Genomic DNA, 16625 nt, shown 5'->3' with positions numbered 1-16625 from the left:
TCAGGCTGGTCAGTTGATCAGCCTTCCCAGCTCAAAGAATGCAGCTGTACGCCAGTCGCGCACTTTCTCAAGATGACTCTCATCGGCATACCACCACACACCATCCGTGGATACGCGACGAAGCAGCTCCTGCATGTCAAAAACCCGGTCGGGCAACAGTGTCCCTTCACCTGCCAGGATGCCTGCGGCCAGCGAGTGATTTCCTCCCTTTACAAAGCCAATACGCCAAGGAAGCCACAGCACAACAACGTGATTTGAATCGTCGAACTGCCAGGGATTTCCCTGCTGACTCCCTATACTCAGGCACCCCTTATAGCTGTTCATGCTCCACGGCCACGGCAGCACCATGTCGGTAGCCAGCGACAGTGGGTATTCTTCAGGCATCAGTTTTTGATGGCTCAGCTGTTCAAAACTGATGTAATCAAACAAACTCTGAAAAAAGAACTGCCTTTCATCCAGGGTCGGACGCGCATCCTGACCATCCGCCGCTACCGCCAGAAGGTAATCAGACTGTATGGGCCTCACCAGTGCATGAAGAAGATTGTGGCGCGCAGCTGAGGGCAGGGATGCCGCAAGTGAAAGCACATGATCAAACCTGATCTTGTCCGGGTTAAAGCTGGCTTCGCTGTCCGAACCTGTGACACTGTCACCCGGTACATTGGGCTGACAGAGTTTCTGTTTTTTTAGAACCATTTCATTCGATATCAATGTCATGCAGGTGTATTACGAACAAAGAAGCAGTCGCGCCTGTTACCAGTGCATGATTATTCACTGCCGGTACCATGCGCTGTAACGATGGGGGTTTTTACTGATGCGCTTCAGACCTTTTCTCCCGAGAAGGAAAAGGAGGATACCGGTAATCAGCACTGGCATACCGTATCTGAATCCACCTTCACTGAAGAACGCATACGACATTACGAAGATCATAAATCCCAGAAACATTGACAGAACGGCAGGTACGCCATAAATGCCACATACCCTGTATTTTGCATGGCATCCGGTACAAACCGTATAGCCGTCAGGTACATTCGTACCACAAAATCCACATTTCACTCTTATTCTCTCCCTGATTACAGTATTAGAACCTAAAAGGCTTTTAAGTAATTATCTTGAAAAATAATTATCACCACAACATTCTCAACTGATAATAACCCATCCATTTGAGCACATTTGGTTCATTCTGCAGGAAATATCTGACCTGCTCCCCGTTGATTAATACACCGCGATATTAGTAATGTCTTCATAAGCCACATGAGGACATCCCCATGAAGAAGCGTTTTTCCGACCAACAGATCATCAGTATCCTCCGCGAGGCTGAAGCCGGGGTTTCTGCCCGTGAGCTCTGCCGTAAGCACGCCATTTCCGACGCCACGTTTTATACCTGGCGTAAGAAGTATGGCGGCATGGAGGTGCATGGGGTTAAGCGCCTGAAGTCACTTGAGGAAGAGAACGCCAGACTCAAGAAGCTGCTCGCCGAGGCCACGCTGGATAAGGAGGCGCTTCAGGTGGCTCTTGGGCGAAAGTACTGACGACAGACCAGAAGCGCGAAGTCATGGTGTTGATGTGTGATGCGACCGGTCTGTCGCAACGACGTGCCTGCAGACTCACAGGTTTGTCCCTGTCGACCTGCCGCTATGACGCTCAGCGACCGGCGGCTGATGCCCATTTATCAGGGCGTATTACTGAGCTGGCGCTTGAACGCAGACGTTTTGGTTATCGGCGCATCTGGCAGTTGCTGCGTAGGGAGGGCCTTCACGTCAATCACAAGCGGGTATACCGTATTTACCACCTTAATGGACTGAGCGTAAAACGCAGACGACGCCGTAAAGGGCTGGCGACCGAACGGTTTTCGCTTCTGCGCCCGGATGCGCCGAACCTTACATGGTCGATGGATTTAGTTATGGACGCTCTGGCCAACGGTAGCAGGATCAAGTGCCTGACCTGTGTGGATGATTTCACGAAGGAGTGTCTGACGATCACCGCTGCTTTTGGTATTTCAGGCGTTCAGGTCACGCGTATTCTGGACAGCATCGCGCTATTTCGGGGCTATCCTACGACAATAAGAACCGATCAGGGCCCGGAATTTACCTGCCGCGCACTCGATCAATGGGCCTTTGAGCATGGTGTGGAACTACGGCTTATCCAGCCAGGTAAGCCAACGCAGAACGGATTTATTGAGAGTTTTAAAGGACGCTTTCGCGATGAGTGTCTGAATGAACACTGGTTCAGCGATATTCTTCATGCCCGGAAAACAATTAATGACTGGCGGCAGGATTATAACGAGTGCCGTCCCCATTCATCGCTGGATTACCAGACACCAGCTGAATTCGCAACGGACTGGCGAAACAGGAAATATGAACAAAAACCAACCGACATTACTAACTGAAGGTTGTATCTAATCCTGGGGGTAGGTCAACAAAGCTGATGAAAGAGCTTTGTCTCATCAGCTGTCAGCAGCCTGGCCATCGATATAAGAAGGCGTCTAAGGAATACGTAGAGATCCCCAATTATCTGGAACGCCAGTTTGCTGTAACCGAGCCTAATCAGGTCTGGTGCGGTGATGTGACTTATATCTGGACGGGTAAACGCTGGGCTTATCTGGCTGTAGTGCTTGATCTTTTTTCCCGTAAACCGGCTGGCTGGGCTATGTCATTTTTCCCGGATTCTGCACTGACAGCTAAAGCGTTGTCCATGGCCTGGGAAGCGCGAGGAAAGCCGGCTAATTTACTGTATCACCCGGATCAAAGCCACTATGCCAGCAGGAATTTCAGACAATTACTGTGGAGATATCAGATAAAGCAAAGCCTGAGTCGCCGGGGAAATTGCTGGGATAACAGCCCAGTGGAACGGTTCTTCAGAAGCCTGAAAACAGAGTGGGTACCGGATAATGGCTACGCGAATTTTAGCCAGGCCAGCACGGCAATAAGGAATTACATCACAGGATATTACTGCCAGCTCAGACCCCATCAATATAATGGTGGTTTGACGCCGAATGAATCAGAAAGATTGTTCTGGAAAAATTCTAAAGCCGTGGCCAGTTTTTGTTGACCACTACAGTTGCCTTCTACTGCTACGGGGCAGAAACAGTCATATGAAATACGCTCCCTGGTCATGCAGCTTTCAGGTGCAGTAACCTGAATTCAACAGGGCTGAGTCCGTTCAGCCGCAGTAACCTGAATTCATCAGGGCTGAGTCCGTTCAGCCGCAGGCTGATTCGCTCATGGTTGTAGTAGTGGATATAGTCGTCAATGGCCTCTCTCAGCGCAGGAACGCTGCTGAATTCCTCCAGACAGAAGCATTCAGATTTGAGCGTGCCGAAAAAGCTTTCTGCCATCGCGTTATCGAGGCAGTTGCCCTTTCTCGACATGCTCTGCACAACACCTGCCGCCCTGAGCCTGTCCTGATAAGCCGTCATCTGATACTGCCAGCCCTGGTCAGTGTGCAGTACGGGCGCATCTCCCGGCGTCAGCCGCATAAATGCTTTATCAAGCATCGTATCAACCAGCGCCATCACGGGCCTTTCCGACAGGCTGTATGCGATAACCTCGCTGTTGAAGGCGTCAATCACCGGGGAGAGGTAAAGCTTTTCACCGTTAACCGCGAACTCAGTCACGTCACTCACCCATTTCTCGTTGGCGCAGCTGGCCGTGAAGTCACGTTGCAGGCGGTTAGGGGCGATTTTACCCACCTGACCTTTCCATGAGCGGTATTTTCTGACGCGGATAACGGCGCGGAGCGAAAGCTCGCCCATCAGGCGCTGAACTGTCTTGTGATTAATGGAGCAACCGCCGTGCCGGAGCGTCAGCGTTATCCGGCGATAACCGTACCGGCCGTTATGGTGGAGATAAATTTCAAGGATTCGTTCTTATAGAGTCTGGTGCTTATCAGTTTTCCTGAGAGCGCAGAGGTTATGGTAGAACGTGCTTCGCGCCATGCCAGCCGCCCTCAGAAGGTCATTCAGGCCGTGCTCCCGGCGCAGTTCCTGAATGATAAGGGCTTTTCGGTGCTGAAACTTACCGCTGTCCAGCCCTTCGGCTCTTTTAAGCAAGGCGATTTCGGCGCGAAGGTAGCGCAGTTCGGCCTGAGCGTCAGGGGAGTTATCGCATGGTGCTGGCGGGGAGGTGATGTCTTTATGCATGGGTTCCGGCTTTTTCGGTCTTCCGCGTTTCAGGCCTGAGAGCGCCCCGGCTCCGGACGCCTGAAAGCGTTTGACCCACTGGTAAACGGTGCTCTCATTGGGAAGGTTAAACTGAGCGGTGGCATCGCGAAGCGAGAGTTTATCATTGATGACGGCGCGGACAACCTTCAGCCGGAACTCAGGAGTGTAGTCACCCGTTTTCCATGTCAGCCCGTCAATGATGTGCTGCTGCCATGCGGAAACCCAGCGGCGAACCGCCGTGCGGCCCACGCCAAAACGGTTAGCCGTCTCACGATAACCATCCCTGCTGTTGAGATAATGCGTGACAACGGCGAGCCGTAATTCAAGGGGAAACTTAGGACTGCTCACTGAACTGCACCTTAATCAGTCGGGTGTCCAACTTTTGGGGTGCAGTTCAATCGTCGGGCTTTTTCATTACTTAACGCATTTCGCGCAGTGTTGCCGCTCGATGTGCTGGAAGAAATCGTTGCCTTTGTCATCGACCAGGATAAAGGCAGGGAAGTTCTCCACCTCAATTTTCCAGATCGCTTCCATACCCAGTTCAGCATACTCCACGCATTCCAGACGCTTGATGCTCTGTTGCGCCAGTACCGCAGCCGGACCCCCGATGCTGCCCAGGTAGAAACCGCCATGTTTTTGACAGGCATCGGTAACCTGCTGACTACGGTTTCCTTTGGCCAGCATAATCTTGCTGCCGCCGTGTGCCTGCAGCAGATCAACATAGGAATCCATGCGGCCAGCGGTGGTTGGGCCGAGTGAGCCAGAAGCGTAACCTTCAGGCGTTTTGGCCGGGCCAGCGTAATAGACCGGATGATCTTTAATGTACTGCGGCAGGCCTTTGCCGTTATCGATGCGCTCTTTCAACTTGGCGTGCGCAATATCACGCGCCACGATGATGGTGCCGCTCAGCGACAAACGCGTGGAGACCGGGTAGGCCGACAGCTGTGCCAGTATCTGCTCCATCGGACGGTTGAGATCGACATGCAGTACTTCGCCTTCACCCTGCTGACGCAGCGCTTCAGGAATCAGACGACCCGGGTTGGCTTCCAGTTTTTCAATCCAGATGCCTTCGCGGTTGATTTTGGCTTTGATGTTGCGGTCTGCCGAGCAGGAAACGCCCATGCCAATCGGGCAGGAAGCGCCGTGGCGTGGCAGACGGATCACCCGAATATCATGGGCAAAATATTTGCCGCCAAACTGTGCGCCAAGGCCGAGTTGCTGCGCGGCTTCCAGCAGTTCCTGCTCCAGCTGGGTATCACGGAACGCCTGGCCGTGCTCATTCCCTTCGGTTGGCAGGCCATCGTAATAATGTGTGGAGGCCAGCTTAACGGTTTTCAGGGTGCTTTCTGCCGAGGTACCACCAATCACAAACGCGATGTGGTACGGCGGGCAGGCAGCGGTGCCGAGCGTGCGCATCTTATCGACCAGATAATTTTTCAGCTTGCCTGGGCTCAGCAGCGCTTTGGTTTCCTGATAAAGATAGGTTTTGTTGGCTGAGCCGCCGCCTTTGGCGATGCAAAGGAACTTATACTCGTCGCCATCCACGCTATAGAGATCGATCTGCGCCGGCAGGTTGGTGCCGGTGTTGACCTCTTTATACATATCCAGCGCCGCATTTTGCGAATAGCGCAGGTTATCTTCGATGTAGGTGTTATAGATCCCCTGTGACAGCGCCGCTTCATCGCCGCCACCGGTCCAGACCCGCTGGCCTTTTTTACCCATGATGATGGCGGTGCCGGTATCCTGACAGGTCGGCAGTACGCCTTTGGCAGCGATTTCGGAGTTTCTCAAAAACTGCAGCGCGACATATTTGTCGTTATCGCTGGCTTCCGGATCGTCCAGAATCGAGGCGACCTGCTGCTGATGCGCCGGACGCAGCATAAACGAGGCGTCATGAAACGCCTGCTGCGCCAGTAATGTCAGGGCCTGCGGTGCCACTTTCAGCACTTCCTGGCCGTCAAATTCGGCGACGGAAACGTGCTCACGGCTCAGCAGATAGTATTCGGTATCCTCGTGGGTAAGAGGAAAGGGATTCTGATAGAAGAAAGGTTTGTTCGACATTTTTTCTCACTTAATGATCCGCTGAGCCGCCGCTGTCAGGCGGCGAGGGTCAGCATCATAGGCGAATTAATCGTTTATTATATTTACCCGCCGCCGGGATGGCGGCGGGTAAGGCATGGAATGGTATCTTATAACGCGTTGATCTGCATGTTGTATCCGTCAGAACATCCACACCATCCACGGATAGGCAATCAGCATCATCGACACCAGGAAGATGGCACCGAAGATGGTGCCCAGACGCCAGTAGTCTTTGGTTGGCAGATAACCACTGCCGTAATAAATCGGGCTGGGTCCGGTACCGTAAGGGGTAATGATGCCCATCACACCCAGTGAGGTACACAGCATCAGGCAGAAGACCGGCATGTTGATGCCCGGAATCGATGCCGCGATGGTCAGCATCGCCGGTAACAGCGCGGTGGTATGCGCGGTGGTACTGGCGAACAGGTAGTGCAGCAGGAAGAAGGCGATTAACAGCACCACAGCGGAAACCTGTGGGTCGTATCCCTGCAACAGCATGCCGCCTTCTTTACCTAACCAGGCGATAAAGCCGACCCGGGCCAGACCATCGGCCAGTGCCACCAGGGTGGCGAACCAGGCAAAGGTATTCCAGGCCGCTTTGTTGCTGGTGATGTCATTCCAGTTCAGGACACCGGTCCACAGCATCAGAATAATCACCAGCAGCGCCGCCATAGCCGGTTCAATCCAGGCGGTAGCGAAAATCCACATCAGCAGGGCACAGACCACAAACACCAGCAGCAGGATTTCGTTACGGGTCAGTTTGCCCAGTTTTGCCAGTTCAGCGATGGCCCATTTTGGCACTTCGTCATTTACTTTCACTTCAGGCGGGTAGAACCAGTACGCCAGCAGCGGCATGGTCAGAATCAGTAACACACCCAGCGGCAGGAAGGCGAGGAACCACATGCCCCATGAGATATCGAAACCGATCACGCTTTTCACCAGCGCCAGTGCCAGCAGGTTCGGGGCCAGCGCAGAGAGAAACATTGAGCTGGTGATACAGGCGGCGGTGATGGCCACCCACATCAGGTAAGAACCGATTTTACGGGCGCTTGGGTCGTTAGGTTTAGAGCCGTAAAGCGGCGGCAGGTTAGCAATGATTGGGTAGATAGTCCCGCCACTGCGCGCGGTGTTTGAAGGCGTAAACGGTGCCAGCAACAGGTCGGCAAAGGTAATGGCGTAGCCGAGCGTCAGGCTGCGACGACCGAGGTATTTCACCAGTATCAGCGCCAGTCGACGACCAAACTGCGTCTTGTCATACCCGGCGGCGAACATAAAGGCACCGAAAATCAGCCAGACGGTGGAGTTGCCGAAGCCGCTGACCGCCCACTTAAACGACTCACTGGCGAGTTTGAATTTCGGGTTCGCCAGCTCCGCCGGGCTGAACAACAGGAACTGACTGAACAGGGCGATGACCACCACGCCGGTCAGACCGATCACCGCGCCCGGTAACGGTTCAAAAATCAGTCCGACAATCACCCCAACAAAGATAGCGAAAAAGTGCCACGCGTAGGGTTCGAGACCGGCCGGTACCGGCACCAGCAGCAGGAGCACGGCGACCAACACCGGTAACGCCAGCATGATAGCTTTCTTTTTTCCAGCCGCAGCAGGGGCTGCTTTTGGCGGTTCATTCACAGCTGAGAGTGGTTTCATAGTATTTGTCTGCAAGTTGAGAAGAATGCGATTTGCGCCCCGGTACTTCACTGACTGCTTTCTTTATTATTCGTTATGACGTGAATAAACCGTGATGCCTGAATTTTTTTTGGCACTCTGCTGTTAAATCCAGCAGCGTTTTAATCCGATGTGAATATGATGCGATTTCTGAAAATATAGATTTTTGATCCAGATCAATAAAAATAAATCGTTATTCCTGATTTTTAACATTTATTTTTATTTTATATCCCGTTGCTGGCTGTAGCAGCCTTTTTGTGATCCGGATCGGCTGCTGGCAAGCCGGTGCGCTGGCGAGTGTATGTTATAAATTGTTGATACACAAGGCTTTGTTTTTAATGTAAACCAAGGGTTGATTTTTGGTAACCCTTGGTTAACAATTAATATAACTTCACTTGCTGTTTTCGGCAAATAAAAACTCTAAAAGGTTTAAAAGTTTAAAAAGTAAATTTATCGCTTATATAAGCAAAGAAAATGGTATATTTGGGTCATGACATCGGACCACTTAATTAAGCGATACTTTGCGTCCGCTAAAAATTTCCAGACTTTTAAATCTTGGAGTTTATCGCATGAATACTCTCACCCCGATTCTCACTCCCCTGACGCTGCCTAACGGCGCGGTGTTAAAAAACCGATTAGTGATGGCACCGATGACCACCTGTACCGGTTTTTATGACGGTACGGTGACCAGCGAGCTGGTGGAATACTATCGTGCCCGCGCGGGCAGCATCGGCACCGTGATCGTCGAATGTTGCTTTATCGACAACCGTGGCCCGGCCTTCCCAGGCGCGATTGCCATCGACAGCGACAACAAAATCCCTGGCCTGAAACGCATTGCTGACGCGATAAAATCAGAGGGATCGACCGCGATTCTGCAGATTTATCATGGTGGCCGCATGGTCGAACCGGAGCTGATCGGCGGCAAAACGCCGGTCGCCCCGAGCGCAATCGCGGCACCGCGTGAAGGCGCAACTAAACCGCTGGCGCTGACGGCGGAAGAAGTCGATACCATGCTCACCAAATTTGGTGACGCGGTGAACCGTGCGATTAAGGCCGGTTTTGATGGGGTGGAGATCCACGGTGCCAATACCTACCTGATCCAGCAGTTCTACTCACCGAACTCAAATCAGCGCGACGACAAATGGGGCGGCAGCCGCGACAACCGCGCCCGCTTCCCGCTGGAAGTGCTGGAAATCACCCATAAGATGGCGGAGCGCTTTGCGCATAACTCCTTCATCATCGGCTATCGCTTCTCGCCGGAAGAGATTGAAGTGCCCGGCATCCGCTTTGACGACACGCTCTATCTGCTGGAGAAACTGGCGGCACGCGGACTGGATTACGTCCACTTCTCGGTTGGCCAGCTGCTGCGTCCGTCGATTGTGGATACCCAGGATCCCACTCCGCTAATCGAAAAATATATCGCGATGCGTTCGCCGGTGCTGGCCAAAGTGCCGGTGATTGGCGTCGGCGGGGTGGTGAATAAATCAGACGCCGAGATGGCGCTGGAAAAAGGTTACGATCTGGTGGCGATAGGCAAAGCCTGTATTGCCTACCCGAACTGGGCTGACCGCATCATCAACAACGAGCATCTCGATCTCTATATCGACAGTAACAAACGTGAAGAGCTGAAAATCCCGGAACCGCTGTGGCGCTTCTCGCTGGTTGACGCGATGATCCGCGACATGAGCGAATCGGGCCGCAAATACAAAGCGGGCGTCTATCAGGAGAAAGTGGAAGCTGAAGCACTGAAGCTGAAAATCAACGTCACGCTGGATACCGACCGTATCACCGACATCTCACTGGTGCCGGATGACACGCTGGACGTCGACTTCACCACCACCTTTGAGAGCCTGCGTAACCGTATTCTGGTGGCCAACAGCCCGCACGTTGATGCGATCACCGGTGCGACCACCCAGAGTGAAGCGCTGAAGAAAGCGGTTTCGCGCGCCCTGACCACCTCCAGCAAAGCACATGTGATTGAAGAGGGCGGCAACCCTAACGCACCGCAGAATTATGATGTGGTAGTGGTAGGCAGCGGCGGTGCGGGCCTGGCGGCAGCGATTCAGGCGCACGATGAAGGCGCGCGCGTGGTGATTATCGAGAAGATGCCGACCATCGGCGGTAACACCATCAAAGCATCGGTCGGCATGAACGCGGCGGAAACCCGCTTCCAGAAACTGAAAGGCATCGAGGACAGCAAAGAGCTGTTCTATGAAGAGACGCTGAAAGGCGGCAAATTCAAAAACAACCCGGTGTTGCTGCGTGAGTTCGTGGACCTGGCGCCGGAAGCGATTGACTGGCTGGCCGACCACGGCATTGAACTGAACGACATCACCATCACCGGCGGTATGAGCATCGATCGTACTCACCGTCCGGCGGATCGCTCAGCGGTCGGCGGATTCCTGATCAGCGGGCTGGTGAAAAATATCAACGCCCGCAATATTGAAGTGCTGCTGGAAACCTCTGTCGCTGAAATCCTCTATGAGAACGGCGCGGTGACCGGAGTGAAAGTGGTCGATGAGTACAATGACAGCCGCATTCTGAATGCGAAAAGCGTGATTGTGGCGACCGGCGGCTTCAGTGCTAACCGCGAGCTGGTGGTGAAATACCGTCCAGAACTGGATGGCTTCGTCACCACCAACCACAAAGGGGCGACCGGTAGCGGAATCGCTATGCTGACCAAAATCGGTGCCGGCACGGTCGATATGGGCGAAATCCAGATTCACCCGACGGTTGAACAGACCACCTCGTATCTGGTGTCTGAGTCCATTCGCGGTGGCGGCGCTATCCTGGTGAGTCAGGCGGGCGAACGTTTCTACAACGAAATGGAAACCCGTGACAAAGTCTCGGCGCAAATCATTGCGCTGCCTGAGAAGAGTGCGTGGATCGTGTTTGATGAGCAGGTGCGGATGAATAACAAAGCGGCCGATGAATATATCGCCAAAGGCTTTGTGGTCAGCGCGCCAACGGTCGGAGAACTGGCGGTGAAACTTAATATGGAACACCGCACGCTGGAAGCGACGCTGGCCCGCTACAACGGCTTTGTCATCCAGCAGAAAGATGAAGACTTTGGCCGTCAGACCGCGCTGCGTCATCCGCTGAGCGAAGGTCCGTTCTACGCCATCCGCGTGGCGCCGGGCGTTCACCACACCATGGGCGGTGTGACCATTGACACCACTACCGCGGTGCTGGATAGCCAGCAGCAGGTGATTAACGGTGCCTGGGCCTGCGGTGAAGTGGTCGGCGGCATCCACGGCGCTAACCGCATCGGCGGTAACGCCGTCGCCGATATCATCATCTTTGGTATTCTGGCGGGCGGTAACGCGGCAGCTTACGCGAAACGATAATCGCTCTCTCCGGCATCCGCACTCAGCGGGTGCCGGTTTCCTTGCTTAAAGCAGAGTCGCCTATGTTAACTGATGCGCGTGTCTATGCTTACTCCGCGGTTCTGATGGGTTCGCCCATTCTGCTCAAACTGTTCGAACACAATGAAACCCTCGCCGGCCAGGTCTTCCGCCTGATTAAACAGCAGGAGAACCTGTTCACCGTCAACCGTTCCGGTTCTGAAGTGATGGCAATCAACCAGGCGGCGGGCCAGCATCCGGTGGTGGTGAGTCAGCCGGTATTCGATCTGATCGCCTGCGCCCATGGCGTCAGCCTGCTGCCCGACAGCCGTTTTAACCTGGCGATCGGTCCGCTGGTGAAGTGCTGGAAAATCGGTTTTCAGGGGCACAGCGTGCCGCCGGCTGACCGGTTACAGGCCTGTCTGGCACTGACCAATCCGCATGACGTGATTCTCGACCCGGCGTCGAACAGTGTGATGCTGGCAAAAGCCGGGATGGAAATCGATCTCGGGGCGATCGCCAAAGGCTATATCGCCGATCGGGTACAGGCGTTTTTGCGTCAGCAGGGCGTCAACAGCGCGCTGATTAACCTCGGCGGTAACGTTCAGACGGTAGGCTCCCCGGAAGAAGAGGCGTCACCCGGCTGGGCGATTGGTTTGAAAAAACCGTTCGGCGTGGCGGATGCGCTGATCGGGGTGATCCACGTGGCCGATAAGTCGGTGGTGACATCCGGTATTTATGAGCGCTATTTCGAACGGGAGGGCGTCTGCTATCACCATATTCTGGATGACCGCAGCGGTTATCCGCTCGATAACGAACTGCTGAGCGTGACGGTGATCTCCGATCGTTCGATTGATGGCGATATCTACACCACGCTGCTGTATGGCATGGGCGTGGAAAAAGGCATCGCCTGCCTCGCCGATTTGCCCGCTATTGAAGCGATATTTGTGACCCGCGATAAGCAGGTCATCTGCTCGTCACAACGTCACTTTTCCTTCCGCCTGCTGGACGAGGATTACCGGCTGGCTTACTGACAATACTGCTTCAGCAGGGTGTGGTATTCCGGCTGCAGACGATAGCGATAGACTGGCCGACCGGTGACGCCGTAGTGAATGCTGGTGAACAGAATATTAATCTGCGCCAGCCAGATCAGGTATTTCCGGCAGGAAACGCGCGAGATATTCACTTCCGTTGCCAGCTCATCGGTGGAAAATTCGGTGCCCGGATGGGCATCAATCCACAGGCATAAGGTGCGCAGCGTCTGAGGTGTCAGGCCTTTAGGCAGTCGTTTCTGCTCACTGGCACCCGGCGGATTGCCGTGCAATAGCTGATCAACGTCCGACTGCTGATAAAACTGATGATTATCCATTAGCGCTTTTTTCTGCCGCCAGCCAGTCAGCGCTTCCTCAAAGCGAGCAAACTGGAACGGTTTAATCAGGTAGTCGACCACACCGTAATTGAGCGAGGTTTTGATGGTGGCCGCATCAGCCGCGGAAGAGATGATGATCACGTCAACCGGGCGTCCGGCACTGCGCAGTTCGGGCAGCAGATCGAGACCGTTCTCCTGCTGCATATAGATGTCCAGCAGCACCAGATCGACCTGTGAATCTGCCTGCAGTAACTGCTCTTTGGCCTGCTGTAATGTCGAGGCGGTGCCACAGCAGGTAAAGCCGGGGATCTGAGCGATGTAACAGCGATTCAGCTCGGCAACCATAGCATCATCATCGACAACTAAGACATTGATCATTCGACTTTTCTTCCTCTCTCCCACGGGAGTTGTACTAAAAATTGGGTGAACACACCCGGCTCCGACTCGACGCTGACACTGCCGCCCAGGCTTTCGGTCTGCTGCTTAACCAGAAACAGCCCCACGCCGCGATCGTCTCCTTTCGACGAGACGCCACGTTCGAAAATGGCGTCAAGCTGCGATCCGTCAATACCGGGGCCATCATCACTGACTTCACAGGCCAGCCAGCCATTCTGATAATGCAGCATCAGGTGGATTTCCCCTTCGTGTTCCGGGTCCAGCGCCTCCAGTGCGTTTTCAATTAAATTACCCAGCACGGTAATCAGCACGGCGCTCTGTTGTTCGCTGCCGCAGTCGGGCAGAAAACTGGCTTCATCAATAATCAACTGATGGCCTTCATCAGTCACCCGGTTGATTTTGCTCAATAAAAAGCCGGCAATGACCGGTGATTTGATTTTCTGTAACAGCGAACCTATTTCAGTCTGGTAGTTGTTCGCCGTCTTCAGAATGTACTCTTCCATCTGTGCATAGTTTTTCATGTGCAGCAGGCCCAGAATAACATGCAGCTTATTCATGAATTCATGGGAGCGTTCACGCAGCGCATCGACATAGTTTACCATGCCGTCCAGACGCTGCATCAGCTGGCTAATCTCGGTTTTGTCCCTGAAGGTGGTCACCGCACCAATAATCCGCTCGCGGCTGCGCACCGGCACGGTATTACTGATCAGAATACGTCCGCCGATGGTGAGTTCCTGATCGTGCCAGGCTTTGCCCTGGTGCAGCGCATCTTGCTGGTGGCGGTGAAGTACGCTCTCTTCCGGCAGGCTTTCGCCACTCAGGGGCATTTTGCGGGTGGTTTCGTGCATCAGCTGTTGCGCAGCCTGGTTTATCAGGCTGACGCGGGAGTGCTCATCTACCGCAATCACCCCTTCCTTAATCGAGTTAAGGATCGCCTGGCGTTGCTCAAACAGGCTGGAAATTTCATGCGGTTCCAGCCCGAGCAAAATAGTCTTCAGCCGTCTGACCAGAATATAAATACCCAGTAAACCGACAATGCCGCCAAATAAGCTGGTCCAGACGATGTTCCAGCGGCTTTTCGCAATTTGCGCCGCCACATCATTGAGTGCAATCCCGATCGCCACCACGCCAATTTGCTGATGCCTGTCGTCATAAACCGGGGTGAACACCCGCAGTGCTTCGACCAGCACACCGTGATTGACCGCGACATTTTCCCGCCCAGCCAGCGCCGGATTGAGATCGTCGCCAATGAAATGTTTGCCGATCGCGTCGGGATTAGGATGCGAATAACGGATGCCGTTCATATCGGTGACCACCACAAACAGCAGGTCGTTGCGTTTGCGTGCCGCCTCGGCAACCGGCTGTATCAGCTCGCGGCCATCGGGGCGTCGCAGTCCGCGCTGAAGTTCCGGACTGTCGGCCACGGTGCGTGCCACCGCCATCGCTTTATCTTTCAGGTGCGACTGCGCAAAATTATCTATCTGGATGAAATAGAGCAGATGGACGCACAACAGGACGGTAAAGATTACCGCCGTCATCATCAGCGTGGTCAACGTACTGAGTTTCATCGGGCGTTTATTCACGGCGTATCTTTTTTGTGATTGGCTTTTCATCGGTGTTCAGCACGGGTGAGTGGTTCGCCAGGCAACATACGCTAAGACGCCGCACCAGTACAGGTTTAGCCGCGCAGGCTGCAGGAAAAAATCGGTCAGATTATTTGCCTTAAGGGATTGAATATTTCAAAGCACACCCTTAATGTGTGGTTAAAATAGTTAGCAACTTTCGTATGCCTTTTGTAATTAAATTAAGGCAGCATGGTTATTTTTAATTTTATAACTATTTTCACATTAACTCATAAATAACATTATTTTAAACTTTGAGGACTTTTTTTAACCAGTACGATTAAGTTAACTGTAGATTGCGAAATGATTAAATCAACAAAAGTTATCCCTGCACTTTCCCTCGCAGCATTGCTTGTTTCTTCAGCGCTTCATGCTGAAACTTCACCAGAGAAAACCGACGTACTGTTAATTGGCGGCGGCATCATGAGCGCCTCAATGGGCACCATGCTGGAAGAGTTACAGCCAGGCTGGAAACAGGTAATGGTGGAAAAACTCGACGGCGTGGCGCTGGAATCCTCTAACGGCTGGAACAACGCCGGTACCGGTCACTCTGCCAACATGGAGCTGAACTATACGCCTGAGCGTAAAGACGGCTCGATTGACGTTACCAAAGCGCTGGAAATCAACGAAGCCTTTATGGTGTCTCGCCAGTTCTGGACCGCGCAGGTTAAAGAAGGCGTGTTGCACGATCCGCGCAGCTTCATTAACTCGACACCGCACATGAGCTTTGTCTGGGGCGACAACGTCGACTTCCTGACCAAACGCTACGCGGCGTTGCAGAAAACCGCGCTGTTCCAGGGCATGAAGTTCTCTACCGATCATCAGCAGATCGCGCAGTGGGCGCCACTGGTGATGGAAGGGCGTGATCCACAGCAGAAAGTGGCCGCGACCTGGACGCCGGTCGGCACCGACGTTAACTACGGTGAAATTACCCGCCAGCTGATCGGCAGCCTGAAGAAAAATGATAACTTCAGACTGGAAACTTCATCCGAAGTGACTGACTTCAAACGCAACGGCGACAACTCGTGGCACGTCACCATTAAAGACGCTAAAAACGGCACTGAGCGTGCGGTTGATGCGAAATATGTCTTTATCGGTGCCGGCGGCGGCGCGCTGAAGTTACTGCAGAAAACCGGCATTCCTGAAGCTGAAAACTATGCTGGCTTCCCGGTGGGCGGCTCGTTCCTGGTGACTGAAAACAGCGCGATCGCCGATCGTCATCTGGCCAAAGTGTACGGTCAGGCTTCTGTCGGTGCGCCACCGATGTCGGTTCCGCATCTGGATACCCGTTACCTGGATGGCAAGCGCGTGGTGCTGTTTGGACCGTTCGCCACCTTCTCAACCAAATTCCTGAAAAATGGTTCCCTGTTTGATCTGCTGAGCACCACCACCACCCACAACGTGATCCCGATGACCCACGTTGGGATGGATAACTTCGACCTGGTGAAATACCTGGTGGGTCAGGTGATGCTGACTGACGATGACCGCTTTGCTGCGCTGAAAGAGTACTATCCGGATGCGAAGAAAGAGGACTGGAAACTGATTCAGGCCGGTCAGCGCGTACAGATCATCAAAAAAGATGAAGAGAAGGGCGGCGTGCTGAAACTGGGCACCGAAATTGTGACCGATCAGCAGAAAACCGTTGCTGCACTGCTGGGTGCGTCACCGGGTGCCTCAACTGCGGCCCCAATCGCACTGAACGTGATGCAGAAACTGTTCCCGGAAGAGTTTAAGTCAGCCGAATGGCAGGCGAAGATTCATAAAATGATCCCGGGTTACGGCCAGAAACTGAATGACAACGTGCCGTTGCTGCAGCAGGTGTGGAATGACACCGCGTCAACGCTGCAACTGACCACGCCGCCGGTGATCCATATGGATAACCATGCGCCAGCCGCACCAGCCGCACCAGCTGCGCCGGCTGAAAAATCGGCCGCATCACCGCAACACGATATGGCGCTGTAATCATCGCCTGATCGTCAAAAAGCCCG

General features: G+C 53.6%; 9 protein-coding genes and 2 pseudogenes. 5 read left to right on the top strand and 6 right to left on the bottom strand.

Annotation, left to right across the window (positions count from 1 at the left end; translation table 11 throughout):
• Positions 1–9: 9 nt before the first annotated feature.
• Complete coding sequence (locus tag AC6I8I_RS22225; protein WP_227021900.1) at positions 10–714, bottom strand: DUF6710 family protein; 705 nt, start codon at positions 712–714, stop codon at positions 10–12.
• 551 nt (positions 715–1265) lie between these two features.
• Here AC6I8I_RS22225 and AC6I8I_RS22220 point away from each other — a divergent pair.
• A protein-coding gene (locus tag AC6I8I_RS22220) for an IS3 family transposase (protein ID WP_497828723.1) occupies positions 1266–2386 on the top strand; the annotation gives its coding sequence in 2 pieces (ribosomal slippage) (positions 1266–1524 and positions 1524–2386; 1122 coding nt in all).
• Positions 2387–2409: 23 nt separating this feature from the next.
• Positions 2410–3048 (top strand): annotated as a pseudogene (locus AC6I8I_RS22215) (IS3 family transposase); the annotation flags it as partial.
• Positions 3049–3109: 61 nt separating this feature from the next.
• Here the strand turns inward: AC6I8I_RS22215 and AC6I8I_RS22210 are convergent.
• The 3 genes and pseudogenes from AC6I8I_RS22210 to AC6I8I_RS22200 form a co-directional block, all read right to left on the bottom strand.
• A pseudogene (locus tag AC6I8I_RS22210) lies at positions 3110–4507 on the bottom strand (IS3 family transposase).
• 66 nt (positions 4508–4573) lie between these two features.
• On the bottom strand, positions 4574–6220 hold the full coding sequence (gene fumA, locus AC6I8I_RS22205; protein WP_497828722.1) for a class I fumarate hydratase FumA: 1647 nt from the start codon (positions 6218–6220) through the stop codon (positions 4574–4576).
• A 159-nt stretch (positions 6221–6379) separates the two neighbouring features.
• Entirely contained in the window at positions 6380–7888 is a 1509-nt protein-coding gene (locus AC6I8I_RS22200; RefSeq protein WP_031374416.1) for an anion permease, read from the bottom strand.
• Between the two features lie 587 nt (positions 7889–8475).
• Here AC6I8I_RS22200 and AC6I8I_RS22195 point away from each other — a divergent pair.
• Complete coding sequence (locus AC6I8I_RS22195) at positions 8476–11253, top strand: flavocytochrome c (protein WP_497828721.1); 2778 nt, start codon at positions 8476–8478, stop codon at positions 11251–11253.
• Between the two features lie 62 nt (positions 11254–11315).
• The gene (locus tag AC6I8I_RS22190; protein WP_497828720.1) at positions 11316–12284 is read left to right on the top strand and encodes an FAD:protein FMN transferase; all 969 of its coding nucleotides are present in this window, start codon (positions 11316–11318) and stop codon (positions 12282–12284) included.
• Here AC6I8I_RS22190 and dcuR read toward each other — a convergent pair.
• Positions 12278–12997 carry a two-component system response regulator DcuR gene (gene dcuR, locus AC6I8I_RS22185; protein WP_312055653.1) on the bottom strand — a complete coding sequence of 240 codons (720 nt, stop codon included), beginning with the start codon at positions 12995–12997 and terminating at the stop codon, positions 12278–12280. The two genes, AC6I8I_RS22190 and dcuR, sit on opposite strands and share 7 nt — an antisense overlap.
• A complete protein-coding gene (locus AC6I8I_RS22180; protein ID WP_497828719.1) occupies positions 12994–14628 on the bottom strand; it encodes a sensor histidine kinase in 1635 nt (544 codons plus the stop codon). The genes dcuR and AC6I8I_RS22180 overlap by 4 nt, the downstream gene beginning before the upstream one ends.
• A gap of 312 nt (positions 14629–14940) precedes the next feature.
• On the opposite strand from AC6I8I_RS22180, the gene mqo reads away from it, so the two are divergent.
• Positions 14941–16599: a malate dehydrogenase (quinone) gene (mqo, locus tag AC6I8I_RS22175; protein ID WP_497828718.1), complete on the top strand. Its 1659-nt coding sequence runs from the start codon at positions 14941–14943 to the stop codon at positions 16597–16599.
• The last annotated feature ends 26 nt before the right edge of the window (positions 16600–16625 follow it).

The sequence above is a fragment of the Pantoea sp. X-Soil-YNGN-775 genome (assembly GCF_059730575.1).
Note: the sequence above shows the minus strand (reverse complement) of the source record. Positions and strands in the feature narration are given on the sequence as shown.

Bases quoted from the DNA above. Each gene is read 5' to 3' on its own strand.
- AC6I8I_RS22225 (WP_227021900.1), bottom strand. From the start codon at position 714: ATGACATTGATATCGAATGAAATGGTTCTAAAAAAACAGAAACTCTGT.
- fumA (WP_497828722.1), bottom strand. From the start codon at position 6,220: ATGTCGAACAAACCTTTCTTCTATCAGAATCCCTTTCCTCTTACCCAC.
- AC6I8I_RS22200 (WP_031374416.1), bottom strand. From the start codon at position 7,888: ATGAAACCACTCTCAGCTGTGAATGAACCGCCAAAAGCAGCCCCTGCT.
- AC6I8I_RS22195 (WP_497828721.1), top strand. From the start codon at position 8,476: ATGAATACTCTCACCCCGATTCTCACTCCCCTGACGCTGCCTAACGGC.
- AC6I8I_RS22190 (WP_497828720.1), top strand. From the start codon at position 11,316: ATGTTAACTGATGCGCGTGTCTATGCTTACTCCGCGGTTCTGATGGGT.
- dcuR (WP_312055653.1), bottom strand. From the start codon at position 12,997: ATGATCAATGTCTTAGTTGTCGATGATGATGCTATGGTTGCCGAGCTG.
- AC6I8I_RS22180 (WP_497828719.1), bottom strand. From the start codon at position 14,628: ATGAAAAGCCAATCACAAAAAAGATACGCCGTGAATAAACGCCCGATG.
- mqo (WP_497828718.1), top strand. From the start codon at position 14,941: ATGATTAAATCAACAAAAGTTATCCCTGCACTTTCCCTCGCAGCATTG.